The organism is Corynebacterium propinquum DSM 44285 (assembly GCF_000375525.1).
Taxonomy (GTDB): domain Bacteria; phylum Actinomycetota; class Actinomycetes; order Mycobacteriales; family Mycobacteriaceae; genus Corynebacterium; species Corynebacterium propinquum.
The window spans coordinates 213922-221777 of the sequence record NZ_AQXC01000003.1; the positions used below are offsets into that span (position 1 = coordinate 213922).

7 protein-coding genes and 2 pseudogenes are annotated in these 7856 nt (G+C 58.4%); 6 read left to right on the top strand and 3 right to left on the bottom strand.

The genetic code is table 11. From position 1 onward, the window contains the following. Nucleotides 1-15: 15 nt before the first annotated feature. The 3 genes from metE to B142_RS13475 form a co-directional block, all read right to left on the bottom strand. Nucleotides 16-2328, bottom strand: a complete 2313-nt coding sequence (gene metE / locus B142_RS0104385) for a 5-methyltetrahydropteroyltriglutamate--homocysteine S-methyltransferase (RefSeq protein ID WP_018120334.1) — start codon at nt 2326-2328, stop codon at nt 16-18. Between the two features lie 86 nt (nt 2329-2414). Beyond that, nucleotides 2415-3362 carry a methylenetetrahydrofolate reductase gene (locus B142_RS0104390; protein ID WP_018120335.1) on the bottom strand — a complete coding sequence of 316 codons (948 nt, stop codon included), beginning with the start codon at nt 3360-3362 and terminating at the stop codon, nt 2415-2417. Nucleotides 3363-3486: 124 nt separating this feature from the next. Further along, nucleotides 3487-3648, bottom strand: a complete 162-nt coding sequence (locus tag B142_RS13475) for a hypothetical protein (protein ID WP_018120336.1) — start codon at nt 3646-3648, stop codon at nt 3487-3489. Between the two features lie 61 nt (nt 3649-3709). On the opposite strand from B142_RS13475, the gene B142_RS0104400 reads away from it, so the two are divergent. The 6 genes and pseudogenes from B142_RS0104400 to B142_RS13175 form a co-directional block, all read left to right on the top strand. Then, nucleotides 3710-4834: a hypothetical protein gene (locus tag B142_RS0104400; protein ID WP_018120337.1), complete on the top strand. Its 1125-nt coding sequence runs from the start codon at nt 3710-3712 to the stop codon at nt 4832-4834. A 196-nt stretch (nt 4835-5030) separates the two neighbouring features. Beyond that, nucleotides 5031-5243 carry a hypothetical protein gene (locus tag B142_RS0104405; RefSeq protein ID WP_018120338.1) on the top strand — a complete coding sequence of 71 codons (213 nt, stop codon included), beginning with the start codon at nt 5031-5033 and terminating at the stop codon, nt 5241-5243. 9 nt (nt 5244-5252) lie between these two features. Then, nucleotides 5253-6395, top strand: coding sequence for a glycosyltransferase family 4 protein (locus B142_RS0104410; RefSeq protein WP_018120339.1), 1143 nt, complete (start codon nt 5253-5255; stop codon nt 6393-6395). A 204-nt stretch (nt 6396-6599) separates the two neighbouring features. Continuing rightward, nucleotides 6600-6960: pseudogene (locus tag B142_RS0104415) on the top strand (transposase). Continuing rightward, nucleotides 6960-7529, top strand: a complete 570-nt coding sequence (locus tag B142_RS0104420; protein ID WP_026167836.1) for an IS3 family transposase — start codon at nt 6960-6962, stop codon at nt 7527-7529. The pseudogene B142_RS0104415 and the gene B142_RS0104420 overlap by 1 nt, the downstream one beginning before the upstream one ends. 129 nt (nt 7530-7658) lie before the next feature. Further along, nucleotides 7659-7856, top strand: a pseudogene (locus tag B142_RS13175) (IS30 family transposase); the annotation flags it as partial.

Genomic DNA, 7856 nt, shown 5'->3' on the forward strand with positions numbered 1-7856 from the left:
TCCGGCTAGTTCTGCCTACTTCAGTGATTCCACCACATTGTTGCGGGCAGTAACCATGTTGCGCAGCGACTCCTCGGTCTCTTCGTAACCGCGGGTCTTCAAACCACAGTCCGGGTTAATCCACAGGCGCTTCTCGTCGACGTTCTTCAACGCCGCACGGATCAGCTCTTCCATCTCCTCGACCGACGGGATGCGTGGCGAGTGGATGTCGTAGATGCCTGGTCCGATTTCGCTGGTGAAGGAATCGTTGAGATCCTCCAGCAGCTCCATGCGGGAACGAGCAGCCTCGATGGAGGTGACGTCAGCATCCAGTGCGGCAACCGCATCGATGATCTGACCAAACTCGGAGTAGCACAGGTGGGTGTGGATCTGCGTCTTTGGCTTCGCCTCCAGCGAGACCAAACGGAAGGCACGCACAGCCCAATCCAGGTAGGAAGCGCGGTCGGATTCGCGCAGTGGCAACAGCTCCCGCAGGGCTGGCTCGTCGATCTGGATGATGTCGATGCCAGCTTCTTCCAGGTCAGCGACTTCGTCGGCAAGCGCGACACCGATCTGGTCAGCGGAGACGGACTGGTGGACGTCGTCACGAATGAACGACCACGCCAAAATGGTCACCGGGCCAGTCAGCATGCCCTTGACGTGTTTGTCGGACAGCGACTGCGCATACTTCGCCCACTCGGTGGTCATGGCCTCCGGGCGGGAGACATCGCCAACCACGATTGGGGGACGGGTGCAGCGGGAACCGTAGGACTGTACCCAGCCGTTTTCGGTGACCACGAAGCCGTCGAGAAGCTCCGCGAAGTACTGCACCATGTCGTTGCGCTCTGGCTCGCCGTGTACCAGCACATCGATGCCCAGGTCTTCCTGCAGCTTGATCACCGAAGCGATCTCGCCGCGCAGCTCTTCCACGTACTGCTCGTCGGTGAGCTTGCCGGCGCGGTGGTCGGCGCGGGCACCACGGATCTGCTTGGTCTGTGGGAAGGAACCGATGGTGGTGGTCGGCAACTTCGGCAGGCCCAGTTCCTCTTGGATTTCGGTGCGCTCAGCAAACTTCGGCTCACGAGCGACCTGGCCTTCTGGCAGCGTGGCGACGCGCTTGGCGACGGCCTCGTTGTGCGTGCGCTCGGATTCCTTGCGGGTGCGCAGGGCGCGCTCGGAGCGGGCGAAGGTCTGCTCAACCTCATCGCGCTTGCCGTCCAGGGCTGCGGCGACGGCGACGACCTCGGAGATCTTCTCGTCAGCGAAGGAGAACCAGCCAGCAACGTCGACAGGCAGGTTCTTTTCTGCCTCGACGGTGTGCGGCACGTGCTGCAGCGATACGGAGGTGGTGACGTGCTTGACGCCGAGTTCCTCACCGGTTTGAACCAGCGCGTTCAGGTCGCCAGCCCACACGTTGCGGCCGTCGACCAGACCTGCCACCAGGGTGGTCTGTGGTGACTTGGCGACGGCTTCTTTGATGCGGCCCAGGTAGTTCGAATCCAGCGCCTGGGTTGGGCGGGAAACATCCACCTGGAAAGCCTCTGGGGCAGCGGCCAGCAACTTATCCAGGCCAGCCTGCAGCGAACCATATGGGGTGGTCAGGTATACCTGCGGGCGGTCTTCGCTGCTCAGCAGCTCAGTCCAGATGGCACCGGCGCGGTCGGCGAGTTCGGCATCGGAAATTCCTGTGTGGTCGGCGACCAAGGCAGGTTCTGCAACCTGCACCCATTCCACGCCAGCTTCCTTCAGCGCGGCGAAAACCTTCGCGTAGGATTTCGCGAGATCATCCAGGCGATCCAGCGGGTTGGTGGTGCCGTCAGCGGCGGTGGATTCAGCGGCCTTGGATAGAGCCAAAACGGTGACTGGGCCTACCAGGTATGGGCGGATGGTGTGTCCGGCTTCGCGGGCCTCGTCGACCAGCTTCAGCAGGCGCTGCGGACGGGCGGTAAAGGACTGGTCAGCGCTGATTTCTGGGACGATGTAGTGGTAGTTGGTGTCGAACCACTTGGTCATTTCCAAAGGCGCGGTATCTGCGTTACCGCGGGCCAGAGTGAATTCCTCATCCAGGCTGACTTCTTCCGCCTCGCCGCCGAGAGCACCGACGGTCAAAGCGGTTTCCAGTACCTGGTCGTAATACGCGACGTCGGCTGGGATGGCGTAGTCGTCGTCAAGACCCAGATCTTTCAGGCGGGCATAAGTATCTACGCGCAGCGAATGTGCGGCGGATTCGAAGGTGGGGCGGTCGATGCGGCCAGCCCAGTAAGACTCAAGAGCGCGCTTGAGCTCGCGGTTAGCGCCAACGCGAGGATAGCCCTCGATGGTTTTGGTTGGGAATGGTGTCTGCGACATGTTTGTCGTGTCCTTCCTCAAGACAAGTGATGTGTTCGTTGTGGGTTCTGTAGGGGTTGTGGGGTGCGGCGGGCGTAGCCAGAGAATCAACCGGGCGCGGTTGGCGGGCGAATCCCGACCGCGTCCAGGAGCTCTTGGGTGACCTCCGCGTTGTTGTGGGTGTAGATGTGCAAGCTGCCGACATCGTTGTCCACCATCGCTTGCACGAGTTCGGCGGTGATCGCAATGCCCTCGGCGCGCTCGTCCCGGGCGTTTTCTAGCCGACGCACCAGGTGCTCCGGTACCGGCAGGCTTGAAAATTCCGCCATACGGCGCAGGCGGCGCACGCTGGTGATCGGCATGATGCCCGGGATTTGCGGGATGCGCACGCCAGCCAGTTCTGCACGACGGCGGAACTGCAAGAAATCTTCGGCTTCGAAAAACAGCTGGCTAATGGCCAGATCGGCGCCGCTGCGTTGTTTGGATAGCAGCACGTCGAAGTTTTCGTCGTCGGTGCGCGCCTGATAGTGGCCATTCGGGTAGCTGGCGACGGCGACGGCCAAGCGTCCGGCGGCAAAGCGGGCTGCCTGCTGGCTTTCTACTTGGCGGATCAGGCGCACGAGTTCGTCGGCATACTGCAGGTGATCGGCTGGCAGTGAAACCTCGCCTTCTGGCAGGTCGCCGCGCAGGGCCAGCAAGCCGCGCACGCCGGAATCGATCAGGCGGTTGATCCACGCGATCATTTCTTGCTTGGTGCCCGCCGTGCACGCGAGGTGCGCCAGGGTGCGCATAGTGGTCTCGCGGTCGATGCGGGAGATGAATTTCGCGGTGCCATCCAACCAGCCGGAACGGCGTGAGCTGGTGACCGAGATATAGTCCGGCCGGTAGGATTCCAGCGTTTCCAGCAAGTGGGAAATCTTCTTCTCGTCGGCGTCGTGGCGCGGCGGGATGACCTCGAAAGACAGTGCTGTGCGCTCGGATGCGGTACGTGGCTGTGGCTGCGCGTTATCGCTGGAATCATCCAACGGTGCAGAGGCAGATACTCGTGGGGCCATTGTTGGTCACCTCCTTCCGGCTGATTGTTTCTTGATTGTTTGTGGCTTGATTGTGTACCAAGCTGTCTAGTGTTGGCATCAATCTAATGCTTGCGCAGTTAACAAGGAAGAATCCAGAAAGGTATTACCATTCGGTGGGGCGTTCATGCTGGAAAAATAGCACTTGGGCGAACTGAATATAATTCGTCGGCAAGCGGAAAAACTGAACCAAGCTGTCTATGGTATTACCATTAAGATGTGCTGGAAACACTTTATTTTCGCTGTTATCGCCCACATCGGCTTTCACAGCAACTATCCTTAGAACTAATAACTAGTGACAACCGTGTGATTAACGAGGTGAACACACCATGAGTTCTGCAAACGTCAACCTGCGCATCGCGCGGGACCTCAGCTCAACTGGCTGGGAAAAATTCAAAGATTACCGCGACAAGAAGTCCCAAGAAGCATTCGAATTCCTGGAAAGCGCGGCGAAAACCGTCGACAAGAGTGCAGAAAAGCACTTCCCGGAAGCACGCAAAGAAGCTGGCAAACTGACCAAAGCTGCGCACGCGCGTCTAGAAAAAAGCATTGAAAGCCTGCAGGATGTCGGCCGGGAACTTGCCGACGGCGACGTCTCCGAAACGGTAGAAAACGGCCGCGAGGCCGCCAGCGAGAACTTCTCCAAGGCCACCAAAAAAGCCCAGAAGCAAGCCAAGAAATTGCGCAAGAAAGCTAATAAAAAGCTGGGCCGGAAAAACCGCAAGCGCCTGTCCCGCGCAGAGAAAAAAGCCAACGCTGCTGCACAGAAAGTCAAGGACAAAGCAACCCAGAAGCTAGATAAGAAGAACGCGAAAAAGACTGCGAAGAAGGCTTCGAAGACACTGCAGAAGCAGGCCGACAAGCTGGCAGATAACGCACCAAAGAAACTGAAGAAAGCCCAGAAACAAGCCGAAAAAACGGCTAAGCAGCAGGCCAAGAAGGCGCAGAAGCAGTTCAACAAGAAGACAAAATCGAACTCGCGCGGCGTCGGTTTCTACGCCCTGTGGGCCGCTGTTCTCGCCGCAATCGTTGGTGTCATCGCCTATGTGCTGAACAAGCGCAACTCCGGTGCACAGGAGCAGCCACCAAAGGCCAGCGATTACAGTTCGAATACCACCAGCACTCTGGTGTACTCCTCAACCAGCGATGATGACCTGGAAGCACCAAACGCAGACGCTTCCGAGGAGAACAAGAAGGCGGAAAAGAAAGCCGGCGAGTTGGCTGAGGACCCAGCCGAGCGTGACGAGGAACTGCTGGCAGATATCGACGAACAGCTGGCCAAGAACCTCTCCCAGGGTGCTGCGGAAAACCTGGCGGCTTCCGAGGCCACCCGTGCCGTTGCTCACGGTGATGCCGACGCCGCAGAAAAGGCAGCGCAGATCGACGAGCAGCTGCAGGACAAGCTGGAATCGGATGCTGATTCGGATTCTGCGGCTGAAGGCGACGACAAGTAATCGTCGGCAAGAGGCGTCGTAAAGAGACATATGCCATAAAGTCGTTACGTGAGCCAAGCCATCTGCTTCGATAGGGTTTGTGGTGCAAGGGAATTAGCAACACCACAGGCCCTATTTCTATGGCCAAATTTTGTTTGGCCACGGCCCATCGTCGGTCGGTTATAGGACAGCGGTGTGAAGGACGAGGAGGAAAGCTTTGGGCGTTCAAGAACTGTCAGTAAAACTCGACAACGGCGCAACCTACTATTTCCCCGCCGGAATTGCCCCAGGTGAACAAGGTAACCGCATCGAAATGCTGCGCGAGGCTATCGAAAACGATTCCGTATTCCAGAGCGTGGATATCGACGGCAACGAGCGCACCATTCACGGCCACGAAGTGAAAAACTATCACCTCAGCGACGCGCTATAACCACCGACCATGCCGAAAACACTGCTGGTCACCAACGATTTCCCTCCGGTAATCGGGGGGATTGAATCATATCTACGGGATTTCGTTTCCCTGCTGGACCCCAACGAGATCATCGTTTTTGCGCCCACGCGGGATCACGCCGCCTGCCAAAGCTACGACGCGCAGCTGGATTATCCCGTGATTCGCTGGCCACACCGCCTGTTACTGCCGACGCCGCGGGCGGCGAAGAAACTCCGCGAAATCATCCGCACCCACGACATCGACACCGTATGGTTTGGTGCGGCCGCTCCCCTGGCTTTGTTGGCAAAGACCGCGAAACAGGCCGGCGCGAAGAAGGTTATTTCCACCACGCACGGCCATGAGGTCGGCTGGTCCATGATCCCGGGGGCGCGCCAGGCACTGCGCGTGATCGGCAATAACTCTGACGTGCTGACGTATATCTCGTCCTACACGCGCCGTCGCCTGGAAAAACCCTTCGGTAACCGCCCGCGGTGGGTGCATCTTCCTTCCGGGGTCAACGCGGATAATTTTGGGGTGGCGAGCCCACAGCGGCAAGTGGAGGCGAAGCAAGCCTTTGGCATTGCCGCGTCCGCGCCGACGATCGTGTGCATTTCGCGTTTTGTCCCGCGCAAGGGCCAGGACAAGCTGTTGCAGGCGTTTCCGGTGCTGCGTCGGCAGTTCCCGGACGTGCAATTGATTTTGGTGGGCCGCGGGCGTTCGTACCGGCGCCTGGAACGGCTGCGGAAGAAATACGCTCCCGATGCTCTGTTACTGAACAACACGGATTATCAGCAGAACCGGGTGCGCGTCGACGATGCGTTGGCTGCCGCGGATGTGTTCGCGATGCCCGCTCGCACGCGCGCGGGAGGGTTGTCCGTGGAAGGTCTCGGCATCGTGTATTTGGAAGCGCAGGCGTGCGGTATCCCGGTGGTCGCGGGCAGCTCCGGGGGTGCACCGGAAACCATCACCGACGAAACCGGCGTGGTAGTCAACGGACACCGGGTAGGCAGCATTGTGCGTGGTATCCAAGGCTTGCTTGCCGACGCCCAGCTGCGCTCTGAGATGGGTGCTGCGGGCAGGGCGCACGTCGTGAAGAATTGGAACTGGGATCTGCTGGGTGCGCGGCTGAAACAGGAGCTCCGGGAGGTCTAAAGCAGCGATTTCCCGCCCAGTGGCCGAGCTTTTCAACGGCGATAACATTCACCGTGTTGGGGTGTATGGCCTCCGCGGCCCTGTGTCTTGCCACTTAACTCAGTGATTGTCTCGCCACTCAACTCAGCTGATGGTGCATTTTTGCAAATAGTGCGCCTTAAACCCGCCTTTTTAGTCCCTATTTGCAAAAAAGACACAACTGAAGTGTCCCAGGTTTTGTTCCGTTTGAGTAGATGGGAAAATCTGGACCATGCCCAAAAAATTTGACCAGGATGCCAAGGACCGTGTGGTCCGTCTCGTGGAAGACCGCATCTTGGCGGAGAATCTTTCAATGCAACAAGCGTGCAAGATTGTGGCGCCGAAACTAGGGGTCTCATGGCACACAGCAAGACAATGGACGCAAGCCGTTCGACGCGAAAGACATGTTGTCGAACGCATGCCAGAGGATATGCAAGCCGAAATCTCCAGGCTGCGACGTGAAAACCAAGAACTACGAGATACCAACGAACTGCTGAAGGCTGCGTCAGCTTTTTTCGCCTCACGACCAGGCCCGAAACCTCGGTGATGATCCGATTCATCGATGAATACCGGGATCGTTTCTCAATCGAGTTCATCTGTACGACGTTGAAGAATAACCGGGTTGGCGGGTTTATCACCTCGCGTGGTTATCGCCAGTCCAAAGCTCGTGGGCCCAGTGCTCGTCGCCTTCGCGATGCTGCTCTAGTCGAACGTATCAGCACCGTTCATAGAGATAATTACGGTGTCTACGGTGTGCGAAAAATGTGGCATGCTCTTTACCGTGAAGGAATTGATATCGGTCGTGAACACACTGCCCGGCTGATGCGCCTGGCTGGTGTTTCTGGCAAAGGCAAAGGCCGATCACCAATCACAACGCGTAAGCCCAACGTGGCGGATCTGCGCCCGGACTTGGTGGGGCGCGAATTCACAGCTTCGGGGCCAAATAAGTTGTGGGTGGCTGACATTACCTATGTGCGCACGAAGAAAGGCTTTGTGTATGCCGCGTTTGTCACCGATGTGTTTTCTCGGCGCATCGTCGGATGGGCGCTATCGGATTCAATGCGCACTTCAGGTTTTGCCCTTGCAAGCTCTCAACCAAGCGATCATGTGTGCTGAAGAAACAACAGGTTTGGTGCACCATTCTGACCACGGCTCACAGGGTGGATTCAATTGGTTGTCGCAACACCCTGAGCATGGAGGTATGAGAAGGTGGCTACCAAGGACTGGAGTAAGAAGACCAGTGATATGCCGGTGGGGGTGCGGCGTCAGTGGCGTGCGGATCGGGCGTTGCGGCCTGCGATGCGTTCCCCGGGTAGGCCGGTTCCGTCACGGGCAGTGCAACGCCAGTTCTGGGGTCTGATCGCGACGGGAATCACCACTGCGCAGGCCGCCCTTCAGGTGGGGGTGTCCGTACCGGTGGGAACGAGGTGGTTCCGTCATGCT